This is a genomic window from Gordonia sp. 11cp, from assembly GCF_057767225.1.
This window is the reverse complement of the sequence record NZ_CM173437.1, coordinates 2,799,216-2,815,118: the sequence shown is the minus strand read 5'-3', so window position 1 is coordinate 2,815,118 and position 15,903 is coordinate 2,799,216. Positions and strand designations below refer to the sequence as shown.

Below are 15,903 nucleotides of genomic sequence, written 5' to 3'. Positions count from 1 at the left end.
CAGACCGTACTACTCGTTCTGGATCGACTCGCTGATGTTCATCCGGCCGGCACGGACCGCGGGTATGAACGCGCCGACCAGGCACAACGCGACCGCGATGGTCACGAAGAGCAGGGCCGACGGCCGCGGCGAGTAGAGCACGGTCAGCGACGTCGTGATGGTCAGGATCTGGTTGCTGAGCAGATGCATCGCAGCACCGAGGACGACGCCGACCACCGACCCGACCAGGGCGACCGCACCCGCCTCGGCGAGCACCGTGCGGGAGACGAACCTGCGCGAGGCGCCCATGGCCCGCAGGACGCCGAGCTCGCGCCGGCGTTCCAGAACCGACAGCAGCAGCGTGTTGAGGAGTGCGATCGCGGCCGCACCGGCGACGATCCACTGGATGGCGACCGCGAACGCGCCGGCCTGCTCGACGGTGGCCTGGGTCGCGGCGAGGGCCTCCGCGCCGCTGTAGACGCTGATCGGTTTGTTGCCCGTCGTCGGGACGTTCTGGACCAGCGCATCGAGGTCCCGGCGGACCTGAACCGGGTCGGCGTCGGGCGAGGTGATCACCTGCAGGTAGGTGTCACCGTCGCGATCGAACCAGTCGGCCAGCAACTCCTGCGACATGGCCGCCACCCCGGAGTCGAGGGAGACGTAGTCGACCGTGTCACGCACCACCGTCTGCCGTGGGCCGTTGGGAGTCGCGAGTTCCACCGTGCTGCCGGTGTCCACGTCCAGCGCCCGCGCGAGGACATTCGACATCAGGATGCCGTCCCCGGCGAGCACGCTCGCCACCGCCTCCGGCGAGGCCTTGCGCATGAACGGAGCCCGCGAACCCGGCTCGAGCCCTTGCACATTCGCCTTGCTCTCGCCGATGTTCACCGCGGCCCACTGGCCACCGACCACCTCGGTGACGCCGGGAACCGCGGTGACGCGCTCGGCCACCGACGCCGGCAGGATCGGCCCCAGGGGCAGGGTCGCGGCCGACGTCGACGACACGTAGAAGTCCGGATCACCCAGCCCGTCGAGGGATTTCGACATCGAGGAGACCAGATTGTCCAGCGCGCCCGATGTCCCCATCCCGACCGCGATGGCCACCGCGACCGTCATCAACGTCGCCCACGCGCGCCGCGGGGCTCGCTCGGTGTTCACCGACGCGAGCTGCCCGGGACCGCCGAACCAGCGCGCCACCCGAACCACCGCCCAGGCCAACGGCTTCGACAGCGCGAAACACAGGAGCAGCGCGCCGACCAGATAGAAGACACCGGCGAGGATGGCCGGCCGGCCCGGCACCGTCGACACGATGACCCACGACGCGATGAGGCCGGCGACGCCGAGTACGGCGGCGACCACCACCGCGGGACCGCGGCGGGACGCGGAGTCCGACACCTCCACGGGAGCCATCGCCTCCACCGGCGAGACCGCGAACACCGCCCGCGCGGCCAGCGTCGTCGCCGCGACACACGCCACCACGCAGGCGATCACCGCGGCCGCGGGCGCATAGGCAGGCAGGTGGTAGTTGATGACGGTGCCGACCGAGTCGGCCGGTGGTTCGGGCAGGCTGCCGATCACGGCCCGCCCGGCCAGGATCCCGAGCGGGATGCCGAGCGCGCCGCCGACCAGACCCATCAACGCGGCCTCGCCGAGCATGTCACCGACGAGGTGGGACCGCTTGGCGCCCAACGCACGGATCATCGCGAGCGACCTGCGCCGCGAGGCAACCGCCATGTTCATCGTGTTGAACACCAGGAAGGCGGCGATCACCAGCGACACCAGCGACACCAGCAGGGTCGCGTCGCGGGTCACCGAACTGGCTACCTCGGCCTGTTTGGCGCGGAAGTCCGGGTCGACCACCACCGCGCGGCCGTCCACGATGCCCTTCACCTGCGCGCGAACCGCGGACACGTCGGCGCCCGGTTCGGTCACGACGAGGATCGAGTCGAGGCGGCCCTCGAGTCCGACGAGCCGTTGCGCGAGGTCGACATAGGCGAAGACGAAGCGGCCGTTGTTGAGGCCCGCGGCCTGCGCGTTGCCGAGGACTTCGAGGACCTCTACGTCGATCCCGTTGACCGACAGGCGGTCTCCGCGCTCGAGCCCGAGACCCGGACCGACGAACACGCCGGTGCGCAGGCGATCGAGCTCGACGGTCGCCGACTGCGGACCACCCGCCTGCTCCTGCTGCACGGCGGCTCGCAGACTGCCCGACAGCTGGGTGACGCGCTGGTCGGAGCCGAGCAGCGGCACGGCCGAACCGTCGACGACGACCGACCCGCGGATCATCGGCACGACGGCCGCCGCCGCGTCGACGTCGCGACGGATCTCGCCGGCCAGGGACTCGTCGACCCCGGTGTCGGTGATGCCCGCGACCTCGATGTCGGCGACACCCGACACCGCGTTGTTGAACTCGCGCACCGATTCCGACGCCGACCCGTAGGTCCCGAGTACCGCGATCAGCAACGCCGACGACACGACCACCACCGCCAGCGACGTGAGCAGCCGCAACCGGTGGGTGCGGATCTCGCGCAGGTTCAGCAACCGGATGCGCGTGAGACCGGCGAGCAGGGCGGAGGGTCGAGTACCCCGGCTCGGCACTAGGCGATCTTCCCGTCGCGGACCGTGATGGTGGTGTCGGCGACCGCGGCGGCCTTCGGATCGTGGGTCACCATCACCACCAGTCGGTCGGGCGTGTCGTGGGCGACCTCCGAGAGCAGTTCGAGTACCGACTCACCCGTCTTGGAGTCAAGATTCCCGGTGGGTTCGTCGGCGAGCAGGATCGTCGGGTCCATGATGAGCGAGCGGGCGATCGCGACGCGCTGCATCTGGCCGCCGGACAGCTCCGACGGCCGATGATCGACTCGGTCGCTGAGTCCGACCCGCCGAAGCAGTTCCACCGCACGGGGTTTCGCCTTGCGTAGGGACTGGTTGTCCAGGAGGCGCGGTAGTGCGACGTTCTCCCACGCCGACATCGTCGGGACGAGATTGAAGAACTGGAAGATGAATCCGACGCGGTTGCGCCGGAATTCGGAGGCGGCGGTGTCGTCGAGCGCGCCGAGATCGACCCCGTCGATGCTGATCCGCCCGGACGTCGGGGTGTCGAGAGCCCCGAGCACGTGCAGCAGGGTGCTCTTGCCTGCTCCCGACGGACCGACCACCGACACGAACTGCCCGCCGTCGATCGAGAGGTTCAGACCATCCAGGGCGCGGACCCGTTCATCGCCCATCTGGTACTCGCGCACCAGATCGACCGCCTCCACCAGGGCACTTCCGGTGCCGGGCGTCCGCCCGGGTTCCATCGACACTCCCGGATCGTAACCCACCCGCGGTGTCCGGCCCGGGTCTCAGGCGGTCCAGCGACCGGTGGCGAGGAACTCGTCGAGCACCGTCTCGGCGGGGCCGAGGTCGAACGAGCCGGTGGCCAGCCAGTCGTCGTCGAAATAGGTGGTCGCGTACCGATCCCCCGAGTCACAGAGCAACGTGACGATGCTGCCGGGCGTCCGCGCGGCGACCATCTCGGCGACGAGCGAGAAGGCCCCCCACATGTTGGTGCCGGTGGACCCGCCCACGCGGCGGCCGAGGAGATCGCTCACGCGGCGCGCGGTCGCGATGGACGCCTCGTCGGGCACGCCGATCATGCGGTCGATGACCTGTGAGATGAACGACGGCTCGACCCGCGGGCGGCCGATCCCCTCGATACGCGAGCCGGTCTCGGCGGTCAGCGTCCCGTCCGCCGACTCGTACGCGGGCAAGAACACCGAGTTCTCCGGGTCGACGACCGCCAGCCAGGTGTCGTGGCGCCGGTAGCGCACGTATCGCCCCAGGGTCGCCGACGTACCACCCGTACCGGCCCCGACGACGATCCACGTGGGTATCGGATGGTCTTCCTCGGCCAGCTGGGCGAAGATCGACTCGGCGATGTTGTTGTTGCCGCGCCAGTCGGTCGCGCGTTCGGCCATCGTGAACTGGTCGATGAAATGGCCGCCGAGCTCGGCCTCGAGACGCAGCGCCTCGGCGTAGACCTCGCCGGGGTGATCGACGAAATGACATCGCCCGCCGTGGCGTTCGATCAGCGCCGTCTTGGCCGGAGACGTGCTCTTGGCCATCACCGCGATGAACGGGACGCCGATCAGCTCGGCGAAGTAGGCCTCGCTCACCGCCGTCGACCCCGACGACGCCTCGATGACCGGTGTGCCCTCGACGACCCACCCGTTGCACAGGGCGTAGAGGAACAGTGAACGCGCCAGCCGGTGTTTCAGCGACCCCGTGGGGTGGGTCGACTCGTCCTTGACGTAGAGGTCCACACCGACCTCGCGAGCCCCGTGCCCGTCGAGTGGACCTCCGCCCGGACCGGTGCCGGCGGGTTCGGTCCAGCGCGACCACGCGGGCAGTGCGACGCGCAGCAGGTGGGTGTCGGCACTGCGTCGGCCGTCGGCCTCGATGAGGCGGATGGCGTTCTGGGTCCAGGCGCGGTCGGCTCGACGGTCGACGAGCCGCGTCGGCTTCACTTCTCGCCGCGGAGCCGTGCCTGCAGATCGTCGTGCTTGGACCGGCGACCGGCCTCCAGGGCCGCGATCTCGCTGTTGACCTTCAGGCGCAGCGTCTTGAACAGAACCATGCCGAGCGGGAGTGCGATCAGCACGCCGAACACCGCCGCGACGAGGAACGGCACCTCGACGTCGACCAGGCGTCCGCCGACCATGATGATCACGACCACCGCGGCGACGAGCAGCAGCCGCGCGAACGTGTAGGCGAACAGGGCGACCGCCAGGGTCATCGGGCGTCCACCGGCCTGCGGCGCGGTGTCCGCGGCGGTCGTCTCGCGGGCGGTGTCGCCGGGCGCGGCCTTCTTGCCGGGGGCGGGTTCGCCGGAGGCCGGTGTGCCGGGGACGGGGGTGGGGTCGTGCGGTTCACTCACCCCTCCAGCCTACTGGGCGGTCCTCACGCTCCCGCAGGTCGCAGGGCTTTGCACGCTCTTTACCTCCCGCTGACGGTTCGAGTACCTGGGCGATTTGCGTGTATTCATGAAGAACTCGTCCACCACGTGCAGAGCCGCTTCGCCACCTCCGGCGCGCCGACCGAGCACTCCAACACGCAGGGGGAACCATGACCAGCATCGAGACAGCACCGCCCGCGACCTACATCACGCCTGGACTCGCCAGCCAGCACACGCTGACCCCCGGCCAGGTCGCCGCGATGTTCAACGTCAATCCGAAGACGGTCGCCCGCTGGGCGAGCTCGGGCATCCTCGGCTCGATCCGCACCCCGGGGGGCCATCGGCGCTTCCGCGAGGAAGACGTCGTCGCCCTGCTCAACCGTCGCACGCACTGACCCGCGTCGGGCCCTCCCCTGTCGCCGGCGGCCCGACCAGCCGGCCGGGACTCATCCGATCGGCCGAGATGTGCGGGTCCGGCCCGCGTTCACCCTGGCCTCTCAGGCATCTCACGTACGCTGGACTGCGGGAGGTTGTCATGATCTATCTGTTCGCCGTTCTGGGTCTTCTCGCCATCGGTTTCCTCATGTGGCGCGCCTTCGGACCCCATGCCGACGAGTCCGGCGACACCCCCTCGTCCGGCCCTCGGCGCGCCCGGCCGCGCGGCCCGCTCGGTCCCGACGACGACCCCGATTTCCTCCGCGACCTGGACAATCGCACCCGCGGTACCAACGGCACCGACGGTGACGAGATCTGAGGCGTGGGGCCCGGCAGAAAAGCTGAGACCAGGTTCAGAACGTCTCTACGGAACATACCCAGGGGTAGGGTATCGTCCACTTCACCATCGATTCCACGATGGCTGATCCGAGAGAAGGCGCCGTTGAACCCGGGACGATCTCCGCGAGGGACGTCAACCGATGACGACCTGAGCTTCGCCGAGAAGATCGGTTATCTCTTCGAACACAGTCGTGACGAGAACGGCATCCGATATACCGGCAAGAAGATCGCCGAGAAGGCCAACCGGCTCGGCTACTCGCTGTCCGACGCGTACATCTCCCAGCTACGCACCGGCAAGGCCCGGACGCCGTCGTTCCGTACGGTCGAGGCCATCGCCCGCGCCTTCGACGTCAGCGTGACCTACTTCCTGTCCAACCCCGACGAGGATCTCGAACGCGTTCGGCAGCAACAGAATTACGTCGAGATGCTCCAGGTGACCGGCAGCCATCTGTCCGGGATCGACATGGGTTCGCTGTGCCCGGACACGATCGACGCGCTCATCGACCTGCTCAAGCTGGTCAAGGCGCAGGCGCTCGCCAAGAAGGCCGAGGAGAACTCCCCGAGCGAGGCTTCCAGCTGACGCCTGCCGCTCACAGACCTGCGTAGGAGTGCAGGCCGGAGACGACCAGGTTGATGATGAACAGGTTGAACAGCATCGCCACGAATCCGGCGACGTTGATCCAGGCCGCGGCATTGCTGCGCCAGCCCGCCGTCGCTCGTGCGTGCAGGTAGGCCGCATAGATCACCCAGGCGATGAAGGACACCGTCTCCTTGGGATCCCAGCCCCAGAACCGGCCCCACGCAGCCTCGGCCCAGATGGCACCGCAGATGACGCCGAGACCGAACAGCGGGAAACCGATCACGACGCACTTGTAGGCCAGGCGATCGAGCTGATCGGCCGACGGCAGGTGCTCGACGACGCGGCGGACCGAGCCGGCGAAGCCCGGGCGGCTCGCGGCCGCAGCGGAACCGTCGGGCGAGGTCGCCGCCCAGCGCATCTTGACCAGGTAGAGGATGCTCGCGACGCCCGAGACCAGCAGAATGCCCGAGGACACCGAGATGATCGACACGTGCACGGCGAGCCAGTAGGACTTCAGCGCGGGGACGACCGGCGCGGCCTGGGTGTAGAGCCAGCGGCCGGCGATGAACATCAGCAGGATGACGGGGAGCAGCACGAAGGAGAGCAGCGGACGGTGTTCGCGCTTGCGCAGGATGATCAGTCCCGCGAGCACACCCGCGGCGCACGTCATCGAGATGAACTCGTACATGTTGCCCCAGGGCGCGCGTTCGGTCGCGATCCCGCGGAGCACGATCGAACCGAGGTGGGCGGCGAGTCCGACGACGACGACCGGCAGCGCCATGTTGCCGAGCTTCTCGCCGAGAGTCCGACGCGAGGACTCGTCGACACGACCGGGCACTCGCGCCTCGGTCCCGCCGGCACCGGCGTTGACCAGCTGCTTCTGCTCGAGACGGCGGCCGCGGACGGCCGCGAGCGCACCCAGGAACAGGATGACCGCGACGACATAGACCGTCATGGCGGTGCCGTACAGCAGGTCCGAGTACCGCGCGAGTGTCTCGTCGATCGGCATCGCCGGTGCTTCGGTGTTCATGTGCTTCCTTTCGCCGGCTGCTAGAGCCGCCGGGTCGTCCGCCGCGAGGCGGGTGCGCCGGCGTCGTCGGCCACGAGATCGGCCGCCTGCTCGTCGAAGCCCTCGCCCCATCCGGCCTGATCGGTGCGTGCCAGGCCGGCAATCTCTACTACAGTACGTCGTTGCCCGTTCTCGTGACCATCAGCGCCCCGGTCATCGCCGTCGGATTGCGCGCTCGCGACCGGCACCGGGACCAGCCGGGCCCAGATGCGCCGGCGGCGGATCAGCAGCGACACCAGCAGACCACCGAGCATCACGATCGCGCTGACCAGCACCCAGACCTGGGCGGGGTCGTGCGAGACCTGCACCGACACCCACCGCTCGTAGCCGTCGAACGTCACCGTCGTGCCGTCGGCCAGGGTGTGGCTCTGGCCGACCCCGAGGTTGACCTGCGCCTGACGCTGGAGGCGGCCCTGTTCGATGAGGTCCTGGTCGAGCGAGTACACGTTCTGCGCTTTGCCGGTGTCGAGACCGGTGTCGCCCTTGAAGATCCGGATGGCGACGAAGGGGTCGTCGGGTTCCGGCGACGCCGAGGTCAACAGCGAGCCGTGGAACGACGCGGTCGGCGCGAACAGGCCCTCCAGGGCGATCTGGTTCTTGCGACGGTCGTCGGCGTCGGGGTAGAGGCCGGCCGGGGTGTCGAAGCGCGCGGCGCCCGACGAGAGCATCGTCTGGAGCTCATCCGGCACGAACGGGGTCGTCTGCGTGCGCTTCTCCCCGTTGGGGAAGGTCACCGTGAACCTCGGTGCGAAGCCGTTGCCGAGGACGTAGACCCGATCGCCGGCGACGCGCAACGGTTCGTTGACCCGGACCGAGGCGGTCTCCCAGCCGGCGGGATCGCCGAGGTTGCCGACGCCGCCGTCGCTGCCCGCGGCGTACCGGATGGTGGCGTCGTACATGTCGGGCTGGCCGCTGGGCAGGAAGGTCGCCGAGAAGTCGTCGACGCGGAAACAGAACGGTGAGAGGTCGGTGCCGTCGACCAGGTTGCCGGCGCGGAATGAGTCGTAGATGGCGGTCGAGGTGTTGCACACGCCCTGCTCGCCGTCGGCGACGAGACTGCGGGTGCCCTCGTAGCCGTACATCTTGCCCACCGCGATCGACACCAGGAGCGCCAGCAGGGCGAAGTGGAAGACCAAGTTGCCGAACTCGCGGAGGTATCCCTTCTCCGCGGAGACCTCGACGCATCCGTCCGGGTACGCCGCGCTCGGCTCGCGGACGACGACCTCGCGACGCCAGCCGCGCAACCTGCCGTCGATCCGGCGGGCGACCGTTTCCGGGTCGCCGTCGACGGTGTGCGTGACGTGCCGCGGCAGACGGGACAGGTTACGGGGTGCGGCAACGGGTTTCGCGCGCAGGCTGTGGAAGTGTTCGACCATCCGCGGCGTCAGACAGCCGACGAGGGAGATGAACAGCAGCACGTAGATCGCGGTGAACCAGGCGCTGGAGAAGACGTCGAACAGTTGCAGCCGGTCCATCCAGACGCCGAGCTGACCGCGGTCGGCGATGTACTCCAGGGTCTTCTGCTCGTTGAGCTCGCGCTGCGGGAGCAGCGCACCGGGGATCGCGGCGAGCGCGAGCAGGAACAGCAGGATCAGCGCGGTCCGCATCGAGGTCAGCGAACGCCACAGGTTGCGGACCGGCCACAGCACCCGGCGACGCGCCCAATGGGGCTTGCGGGCCGGCTCGGGGGTGTCCACCTGCGGGCGGTCGGTGAGATCGGTCATGGGTCCAGCGCTCAGATCGGTAGTTGGGTGTCGGTGACGAAGCGGACCTGGACCCACACGATGAACTGGTCCCACCAGCCGGTCAGCAGGGCCACGCCGACCCCGATCAGCAGGACGCCACCGATCACCTGGATCGTGCGGGCGTTCCGGCGGAGCCAGCCGAGACTGCGCAGGGCCCACGCCGAGGAGAACGCGAGGATCACGAAGGGCAGGCCCAGTCCCAGGCAGTACGCGACGATGAGGGTCACGCCCTTGGCCGCCGTCGACCCCTCGGTCCCGCTGACGGTGGCGATCACCGCGGCGAGGGTCGGTCCCAGGCACGGCGTCCACCCGAGCGCGAAGACCGCACCGAGCAGCGGCGCGCCGACGATGTTGGAGACCCGACGCGGTTCGAAGCGGACCTCACGCTGCAGCGCGGGGATGAGACCGATGAAGACCAGGCCCATCGCGATGGTGACGACCCCGCCGATGCGTTGCAGCAGTTCACGATTCAGCACGAAGGTACTGGTCACGCCGAGGACGGTCGCGGTGGCGGCGACGAAGACGACGGTGAAGCCGAGGACGAACAGGCCGGCGGCGAGCGCGACCCGCGACCGGCCGCTCTTGGCCTGTTCGCCGACCTTCACCGCGGGCGCCTCCGCCCCGACGAGACCGGCCAGATAGGACAGATAACCCGGGACCAGCGGCACGACGCACGGCGACGCGAACGAGACGAGTCCCGCGAGCAGACATGCCGCGAAGGCGAGCAGGATCGGTCCGCTGGACACGGTGTCGGCGAATGTGTCGCCGATCGACGAGGCGAGGATCGTGGTCGAGCCGTTCATCACACCGGGCCCGCCGGCTCGGCCGCGACGCGCTGGACGACCTCGTCGAGCTCGGCGTCCGAGACCGCCTTCAGGAACACCGCCGCCGGGCGGTGCTCCCGATCGAGCACGATCGTCGTCGGCACCACCGAGGTGGGCGTCGTCAGCGCGGCGAGCGACATCCCCGGGAAGTCGTAGATCGAGGGATACCCGACCTTGCGGTCGATCATGAAGTCCTTCGCGGACTCCCGGTCGTCGCGCAGGTTGATGCCGAGGAACTCCACGCCGTCGGCGCGGTAGCGCTCGTAGACGCGCTCGAGGTCATCGGCCTCGCCACGGCAGGGCCCGCACCACGATCCCCAGACGTTGATGACGAGGGCTTTGCCTGCGAACGGAGGATCGGACAGGGACAGCTGCTGCCCGGTCATCAGATCCTCGCCGGTGACGTCGGCGATCGGCTTGCGCTCCTCGGGCGCATAGGTGATGACGGTCTGCCCGCCCGGTGAGACGAACTGGAAGGTGTTCCCCTGCGCGACCGCGTCGTCGCCGGTGCTGCAGCCGGCGATCAGCATGATCAGGGCCGACAACACCGCCGGCAGGAGGAACTTGCGCACTGGGTCAGACCTTCGGTTTCACGCACCGGTGGCCAGCGGGTCGGAGGACCCGGCCGGTTCGGAGTAGATGATGTCGACGAGGGCGTCGTCGTCGTAGATGAGGCTGGTCAGCGAGGCCAGCGAGCACTGGCGACGACGCGGGTCGTGCCAGAGGCGCTGACCTTCGAGGAACCGGCGCAGCGTGTACACGGGCAGCTGGTGGCTGACGCAGACGGCTTCGTGACCGCGGGCGGCGTCGCGGGCCTTGTTGGCCGCGGCCAGCATGCGGTGCGCGAGCTGGATGTAGGGCTCGCCCCAGGAGGGGGTGAACGGGTCCCGCAGTTTCGGCCAGTGCCGCGGCTTGCTCAGCGCGCCGTCGCCGACCGAGACCTTGAGGCCCTCGAAGACGTTCTCGGCCTCGATGAGGTCGTCGTTGGTCAGGATCGGGATGCCGTGCGCGGCGGCGATCGGCGTGGCCGTCTCCTGCGCGCGTTGCAGCGGCGAGGCGAACACGGCCCGGACGTCGTGGTCGGCGAGGGTGTCGGCGACCTTGCGCGCCTGCGCCTGGCCGTCGGCGGAGAGCCGGAAACCGGGCAGACGGCCGTAGAGGATGCCGTCGGGGTTGTCGACCTCTCCGTGGCGCATCATGTGGACGATCGTGTGCATCAGGCGTTGTCCCCCGGTGTGGCTGCGGTCGCGGCCGCCTGCGCTGCCGCGGGCAGCGCATCGGCGATCTGCGAGAAAGCATCCTCGTCGAGCGCCGCGGACACAAACCAGGCCTCGTAGGCGCTCGGCGGTGCGTAGACGCCGCGCTCGAGAAGAGCGTGGAAGAACGGCGCAAACCGCCAGGTCTCCGTGGCGGAGACGCCGGCGTAATCGACGATCGGCGTTTCCGGATCGGTAGTGAAGAACACACTCAGCAGGCTGCCCGCCTTCTGCACGCGGTGGGCCACCCCGGCCGCGGAGAGGGCCTCGTGCAGCATCGTCGCGAGCCGGTCGGCGTTGGCGTCGAGGGTGCGATAGACCTCGACGTCGGCATGCCGCAGGGTCGCGAGTCCGGCGGCGACGGCGACGGGGTTCCCCGACAGCGTGCCCGCCTGGTACACCGGCCCGGTCGGTGCGAGTCGTTCCATGACATCCGCGCGGCCACCGAACGCCGCGGCGGGCAGTCCCCCGCTCATCACCTTGCCGAAGGTGTAGAGGTCGCCGGCCACACCCTCCAGCCCGTACCAACCGCTCGGGCTCACACGGAAGCCGGTCATGACCTCGTCCATGATGAGCAGCGCGCCGTGGCGCCGGGTGAGGTCGCGCAGTCCGGCGTTGAATCCCTCCACCGGGGCGACCGCGCCCATGTTCCCGGCCGCCGCCTCGGTGATCACGGCGGCGATGTCGTCGCCGAACTCGGCGAAGGCGTCGGCGACTGCGGTGAGGTCGTTGTAGGGCAGCACGAGGGTGTCGTGCGCCGACGCACCGGTCACACCTGGGCTCGTCGGCAGGCCGAGCGTGGCGACCCCGGAACCGGCGGCGGCCAGCAGTGCGTCGACGTGACCGTGGTAGCAGCCGGCGAACTTGATGATCTTGGCGCGACCCGTGTACCCGCGGGCGAGGCGGATCGCCGACATGGTCGCCTCGGTGCCGGAGTTCACCAGCCGGACGCGCTCGACGGGGTCGACGCGGCCGATGATCTCCTCGGCGAGTTCGATCTCGCCCTCGGTGGGCGCACCGAAGGACAGGCCACCGGTGGCCGCCTCACGGACCGCCTCGACGACGGCCGGGTGTGCGTGCCCCAGGATCATCGGACCCCACGAGCTGACGAGGTCGACGTAGTCGTTGCCGTCGGCGTCGGTGAGCCGGCATCCGGCCGCGGAGGCGATGAAGCGCGGGGTCCCGCCGACCGCGGAGAACGCGCGCACCGGGGAGTTGACGCCCCCCGGAATGGCCTGCGTCGCGCGGGTGAACAGCGCGGCGGAGGCAGCCGTTCCGGGAGCAGGCGTGGCAGCAGCGGAAGGGGTCACGGCCTACAGTGTTCCAAACGGCACCGGGTGACCCAAATCCCCGCTGGTCAGCGGGGTCGGCACGGCGTCCCAGCGGTGCGGGGACTAGCCCGCGAGCGCCTTGCGCACCTGTTCGGCGATCGCCGCCTGCCCCTGCTCGTTGGGGTGCACCGCGCCGGGGCCCGAGGTGGTCATCGGCTCGATCCAGCGCTCGTCGCCGGCACACGCATCGTGCCCCTCGGACACCTGCGACATGTCGACGAATTCCACCCCTTCGTCCTCGGCCGCGCGCCGGCCATAGGTGTTCAGCGCCGTCTGCAGTTCGCGGATCATCGGCACGTCACCTTCGGCGAGCCGCATCTCGGGATAGCAGCCGACGGTCGGCGGGAGCAGCCACGGATAGCCCGCGAGCAGGATGCGGGCATTCGGCGCCCGGTTTCGCACATCGCGCAGCGCCTGACGGACAGCCGGGTAGATGTCGGCGGCGACCGGGTCGATCAGCGATCGTCCGTAGCGATCGGTGCACGGCGCACCGGCGCGGTCGACGTCGGCGAGTTCGCTGCAGAGCCGGATCGCGCGGCCGTAGGTCTGTTCGTCGTTGCCACCGATCATCAGCGTCACCACATCGGTGTCCTCGTCGAGGGCGTCGAGTTGAGGTGGCACGCCCTGGTGCTGCGACTCGCGGAAGTCACCGGTGTCGGCGCCCGCGCAGCTGACGTCGGTCAGGTCGAAGTCCTCTTCCTCGGCGACGATGTGCGCGTAGTTCCTCGACGACCGCTGACAGTAGATGGGCGAGTCCTCCTCGAGCGGGCTCACGCCGGTTCCGGCGCTGAAACTGTCGCCGAGGTTCACGTACTCCGTCGACTGGGCGGGCTTTTCCGTCGACTGGGCGGGCATTTCCGTCGACTGTGCGCCCGTTTGCGTCGACTGTGCATCCGTTTGCGTTGACTGGGCGGGCATTTGCGTCGACTGGGCGCATCCGGCGAGAAGTGCACCGGCCGCAACGAGTCCGGTCAGGGTCCCCAACAGCCTTCGTTTCGCCACGACGCAATAGTCGCCCCCATCCCGACCACTCGCCAACATCGCAGCTCAGCGGGTCGATCGGAGTCCGGGAGTAGGGTTCGAACCGGCAGAACCGACATGTGAGGATGTGGCTTCGGATGAGTGGCGACAAGAACGTTCTCGACCCGCGGGGAGTGCTCGAAGCGGTGCCCACCGGTCTCTGGATCGACGGCCGGTCCACACCGGCGGCCGACGGCACCACCTTCGACGTCTATGACGCGGCCACCGAGGAGTCGCTCGTCTCGGTCGCCGACGCGGGGGTCGCCGACGCCCGTGCTGCGCTCGACTCCGCCGTCGCCGCTTCCGCGGACTGGGCGGCCACCGCACCACGCGAACGCGGCGAGATCCTCCGCCGGACCTTCGAACTGCTCACCGAACGCGCGGACGACATCGCGATGCTGATGACGCTCGAACTCGGCCGGGCCCTGCCCGACAGTCGCGCCGAGACCACCTACGGACTGGAGTTCCTACGCTGGTTCGCCGAGGAGGCCGTCCGGATCGGGGGCCGGTTCACTCCGGCGCCGGCCGGCAACGGACGCATCCTGGTGGCACATCAGCCCGTCGGACCGTGCCTGGCCATCACGCCGTGGAACTTCCCGCTCGCGATGGGAACGCGCAAGATCGGTCCCGCGCTCGCGGCAGGCAACGTCATCATCGTCAAGCCGGCTCGCGAGACACCGTTGACGATGCTCGCCCTGGCCGAGGCCTTCGCCGAAGCCGGCCTCCCCCCGGGCGTTTTGTCCGTCCTGCCCACCACGTCGAGCGGCGAGGTGTCCTCGACGTTGATCACCGACGACCGGATTCGCAAGATCAGCTTCACCGGTTCGACGCCGGTGGGCCGCAGCCTGCTCGGCCAGGCCGCCGAGCGCGTGCAGCGCACCTCGATGGAACTCGGCGGCAACGCTCCCTTCCTCGTCTTCGACGACGCCGACATCGACGCCGCGGTCGAGGGCGCGTTCGCCGCCAAGATGCGCAACGGCGGTGAGGCGTGCACCGCGGCCAACCGCTTCCTGGTGCAGGCGGGGGTCGTCGAGGAGTTCACCGAGAAGCTCGTCGCGAAGATGTCGGAGGTCCGCATGGGGCCCGGCTACTCCGACGGGGTGACCCTGGGACCGCTGGTGAATGCCGATCAACGGGACAAGGTCGCCGACGCGGTCGAACAGGCCGTCGCCGACGGCGCCCGGGTGCGGCTGGGCGGTGAACGCCCGGAGGGACGCGGCTTCTTCTATCCGGCAACGGTTGTCGACAATGTGGACCCGTACGCCCCGGTGACGCGCGAAGAGATCTTCGGCCCCGTCGCGGTGATCAGCACCTTCGACGACGAGTCCGCGGGCATCGAGGCCGCGAACTCGACCGAATACGGCCTGGCGTCGTACTTCTACAGCCGCGATCTCGAACGCTGCATGCGGGTCGCCGAGCACCTGGACTCGGGCATGGTCGGGGTGAACCGAGGCGTGATCTCCGATGCCGCTGCACCGTTCGGCGGGATCAAACAGTCCGGGATCGGGCGCGAGGGCGGCAGCGAGGGCATCGACGAGTACCTCTCGGTGAAGTACATCGCGCTCACTTGAGCATGTTACGTATGTGACTAGAGATGCAGGTGTTACCACTTTGATACCTGCACGGCCGTACTGATCCCTACACTCGGTCACCATGCGTCGTAGAACCCTCACGACCGCGGCTGCCGCGGCCGCGATCGCCACGGCCGCCTCGGTGGCCGTCGCCGTCGCACCGTCCGAGCCGGTCGCGAACGTCCAGAATGCCGCGATCAGTACCGATTTCGGCAGCGTGGACCTCGGCAGCTCCGAACTCGGCACCCCAAACAGCAACTTCCTCTGGCAGAGTCCGCCGACTCGCTACATCGTCGTCCTGGGTGCCAAGTTCGGTGTTCTCGGCCAGACCCCCGATGTCCTCAAGCGCAGGCTCGACGTCGCGGCCAACCTCGGCAAGAAGCACCCGTTCAACCGCATGATCGTCTCCGGCGGCGACACCCACTGGCTCCCGGTCACCGAAGCCCAGTTCATGAACCTCGGCCTCATCCGACGCGGAATCCCGATGTGGCAGATGGTCAACGAAGGAGCGTCGACCTCCACGGTGCAGAACGCCCAGAACACGGTGCGGATGCTCAAGCACATGGGCGCGAACGGCGCGATCATCGTGACCAACGGCTTCCACATGGAACGCGCGATGAAGAATTTCCGCGACGCGGCCCGGCAGCAGGGCGCCCGCATCGAGTTCCGGTCGGCGTACGCCTAGCACCTCACGGACACCCCTCGCGCGTCGCCAATTCCGTGCCGCTGATTCGATCCCATCAGCGGGACGGAAACGGCACCGCGGGAACGCAGTTCGCCCCGCCGGCCGAAGCCGACGGGGCAAGATCGTGATTCTC

General features: G+C 69.1%; 16 protein-coding genes. 5 read left to right on the top strand and 11 right to left on the bottom strand.

The genetic code is table 11. From position 1 onward, the window contains the following. Positions 1-9: 9 nt before the first annotated feature. Genes AC3B6C_RS12610 through AC3B6C_RS12595 form a run of 4 tightly spaced genes read right to left on the bottom strand, consistent with a single transcriptional unit; the run spans position 10 to position 4,897 of the window. On the bottom strand, positions 10-2,577 hold the full coding sequence (locus AC3B6C_RS12610; protein WP_488372976.1) for an FtsX-like permease family protein: 2,568 nt from the start codon (positions 2,575-2,577) through the stop codon (positions 10-12). After that, on the bottom strand, positions 2,577-3,278 hold the full coding sequence (locus tag AC3B6C_RS12605) for an ABC transporter ATP-binding protein (protein ID WP_488376252.1): 702 nt from the start codon (positions 3,276-3,278) through the stop codon (positions 2,577-2,579). The genes AC3B6C_RS12610 and AC3B6C_RS12605 overlap by 1 nt, the downstream gene beginning before the upstream one ends. Positions 3,279-3,323: 45 nt before the next feature. After that, positions 3,324-4,487 carry an L-cysteine desulfhydrase Cds1 gene (gene cds1, locus AC3B6C_RS12600; RefSeq protein WP_488372975.1) on the bottom strand — a complete coding sequence of 388 codons (1,164 nt, stop codon included), beginning with the start codon at positions 4,485-4,487 and terminating at the stop codon, positions 3,324-3,326. Then, positions 4,484-4,897: a DUF4229 domain-containing protein gene (locus AC3B6C_RS12595; protein WP_010842011.1), complete on the bottom strand. Its 414-nt coding sequence runs from the start codon at positions 4,895-4,897 to the stop codon at positions 4,484-4,486. Before AC3B6C_RS12595 ends, cds1 begins: the two co-directional genes overlap by 4 nt. Positions 4,898-5,085: 188 nt before the next feature. Between AC3B6C_RS12595 and AC3B6C_RS12590 the strand changes: the two genes are divergently transcribed. From AC3B6C_RS12590 to AC3B6C_RS12580, 3 genes are all read left to right on the top strand, one after another. Next, positions 5,086-5,310: a BldC family transcriptional regulator gene (locus tag AC3B6C_RS12590; RefSeq protein WP_010842012.1), complete on the top strand. Its 225-nt coding sequence runs from the start codon at positions 5,086-5,088 to the stop codon at positions 5,308-5,310. A 140-nt stretch (positions 5,311-5,450) separates the two neighbouring features. Beyond that, a complete protein-coding gene (locus AC3B6C_RS12585; RefSeq protein ID WP_010842013.1) occupies positions 5,451-5,669 on the top strand; it encodes a hypothetical protein in 219 nt (72 codons plus the stop codon). A 123-nt stretch (positions 5,670-5,792) separates the two neighbouring features. After that, the gene (locus AC3B6C_RS12580) at positions 5,793-6,269 is read left to right on the top strand and encodes a helix-turn-helix domain-containing protein (RefSeq protein WP_010842014.1); all 477 of its coding nucleotides are present in this window, start codon (positions 5,793-5,795) and stop codon (positions 6,267-6,269) included. Positions 6,270-6,279: 10 nt separating this feature from the next. On the opposite strand, the gene ccsB is transcribed toward AC3B6C_RS12580, so the two are convergent. From ccsB to AC3B6C_RS12545, 7 genes are all read right to left on the bottom strand, one after another. Continuing rightward, the gene (gene ccsB, locus AC3B6C_RS12575; RefSeq protein ID WP_014925560.1) at positions 6,280-7,299 is read right to left on the bottom strand and encodes a c-type cytochrome biogenesis protein CcsB; all 1,020 of its coding nucleotides are present in this window, start codon (positions 7,297-7,299) and stop codon (positions 6,280-6,282) included. 20 nt (positions 7,300-7,319) lie between these two features. Beyond that, positions 7,320-9,062 carry a cytochrome c biogenesis protein ResB gene (gene resB / locus AC3B6C_RS12570; protein WP_488372974.1) on the bottom strand — a complete coding sequence of 581 codons (1,743 nt, stop codon included), beginning with the start codon at positions 9,060-9,062 and terminating at the stop codon, positions 7,320-7,322. Between the two features lie 11 nt (positions 9,063-9,073). After that, positions 9,074-9,886, bottom strand: a complete 813-nt coding sequence (locus AC3B6C_RS12565) for a cytochrome c biogenesis CcdA family protein (protein WP_055475262.1) — start codon at positions 9,884-9,886, stop codon at positions 9,074-9,076. Next, complete coding sequence (locus AC3B6C_RS12560) at positions 9,886-10,479, bottom strand: TlpA family protein disulfide reductase (RefSeq protein WP_488372973.1); 594 nt, start codon at positions 10,477-10,479, stop codon at positions 9,886-9,888. Before AC3B6C_RS12560 ends, AC3B6C_RS12565 begins: the two co-directional genes overlap by 1 nt. Before the next feature lie 18 nt (positions 10,480-10,497). After that, a complete protein-coding gene (locus AC3B6C_RS12555) occupies positions 10,498-11,124 on the bottom strand; it encodes a histidine phosphatase family protein (protein ID WP_010842019.1) in 627 nt (208 codons plus the stop codon). Further along, positions 11,124-12,473, bottom strand: a complete 1,350-nt coding sequence (gene hemL, locus AC3B6C_RS12550) for a glutamate-1-semialdehyde 2,1-aminomutase (protein ID WP_035717135.1) — start codon at positions 12,471-12,473, stop codon at positions 11,124-11,126. The genes AC3B6C_RS12555 and hemL overlap by 1 nt, the downstream gene beginning before the upstream one ends. Positions 12,474-12,557: 84 nt before the next feature. Next, complete coding sequence (locus AC3B6C_RS12545; RefSeq protein ID WP_488372972.1) at positions 12,558-13,349, bottom strand: SGNH/GDSL hydrolase family protein; 792 nt, start codon at positions 13,347-13,349, stop codon at positions 12,558-12,560. 263 nt (positions 13,350-13,612) lie between these two features. Between AC3B6C_RS12545 and AC3B6C_RS12540 the strand changes: the two genes are divergently transcribed. Next, entirely contained in the window at positions 13,613-15,085 is a 1,473-nt protein-coding gene (locus AC3B6C_RS12540) for an NAD-dependent succinate-semialdehyde dehydrogenase (protein ID WP_488372971.1), read from the top strand. Between the two features lie 82 nt (positions 15,086-15,167). Further along, on the top strand, positions 15,168-15,770 hold the full coding sequence (locus AC3B6C_RS12535) for a YdcF family protein (protein WP_010842023.1): 603 nt from the start codon (positions 15,168-15,170) through the stop codon (positions 15,768-15,770). Positions 15,771-15,903: the final 133 nt, after the last annotated feature.